Origin of the sequence: Microvirga makkahensis (assembly GCF_009830105.1) — a bacterium.
In the GTDB taxonomy this organism is placed as follows: Bacteria; Pseudomonadota; Alphaproteobacteria; order Rhizobiales; family Beijerinckiaceae; genus Microvirga; species Microvirga makkahensis.
Map to the genome: position 1 here is coordinate 1 of NZ_WURB01000076.1, position 1,235 is coordinate 1,235.

1 protein-coding gene is annotated in these 1,235 nt (G+C 62.5%); it reads right to left on the reverse strand.

Annotated features, from left to right (window positions below; genetic code table 11):
- A partial coding sequence (locus tag GR328_RS26490; RefSeq protein WP_160888626.1) for an acyl-CoA carboxylase subunit beta occupies window positions 1-1,235 on the reverse strand: 1,235 nt, incomplete at both ends.

The following is a 1,235-nucleotide window of genomic DNA, read 5'->3' on the forward strand; positions in this document are numbered from 1 at the left end:
TCGTATTCCTTCGTGCGCGCAGAGATCTTGTCCTCGTCGCCGATGTCGCCTCGGAAGATGATCTCCACCGCGCCCTTCGCTCCCATCACCGCGATCTGCGCGGTCGGCCAGGCATAGTTGATGTCTCCGCCGATATGCTTGGAGGCCATCACGTCATAGGCTCCGCCAAAGGCTTTGCGCGTGATCACCGTCACCAGCGGCACCGTGGCCTCGGAATAGGCAAACAGCAGCTTCGCGCCGTGCTTGATCAGCCCGCCGTATTCCTGTGCCGTGCCCGGCAGGAAGCCCGGCACGTCCTCGAAGGTGACGATCGGGATGTTGAACGCATCGCAGAAGCGTACGAAGCGTGCCGCCTTGCGGGAGGCGTCGGAATCGAGCACGCCCGCCAGCACCATCGGCTGGTTCGCCACGATGCCGACCGTGCGGCCTTCGATGCGCCCGAAGCCGGTGATGATGTTTTTAGCATACGCCTCCTGGATCTCGAAGAAGTCCCCCTCGTCCACGACTTTCAGGATCAGCTCCTTCATGTCGTAGGGCTTGTTGGGATTGTCCGGGATCAGGGTGTCGAGGCTCTCGTCCACCCGGTTGGGATCGTCGAAGCTGGGAAGCTCCGGCACTCCGTCCATGTTGTTGGCGGGCAGGAAATCGATCAGGCGGCGCACCTGCAGCAGCGCCTCGACATCGTTGTCGTAGGCTCCGTCCGCCACGGAGGACTTCGTGGTGTGGACCTTCGCACCGCCGAGTTCCTCCGCGGTGACCGTCTCATTGGTGACGGTCTTCACCACGTCGGGACCGGTGACGAACATGTAGGAACGGTCGCGCACCATAAAGATGAAGTCGGTCATGGCCGGTGAATAGACGTCGCCGCCCGCGCAGGGGCCCATGATCACCGAGATCTGCGGGATGACTCCCGAGGCGATCACATTGCGCTTGAACACCTCTCCGTAGCCGCCGAGCGCCGCCACGCCCTCTTGAATGCGCGCGCCGCCTGCATCGAACAGACCGACGATGGGAGCGCGCATTTTCAGCGCCATGTCCTGGATCTTCGTGATTTTCTGGGCGTGAGCCTCGGATAGCGATCCGCCGAAAACGGTGAAGTCCTTGGCAAAGACGAAGACGGTGCGGCCGTTGACCGTGCCCCACCCGGTGACGACGCCGTCGCCCGGGATCTTGACCTTGTCCATGCCGAAATCGGTGGAGCGGTGCTCGACGAACATGTCGAACTCCTCGAACGA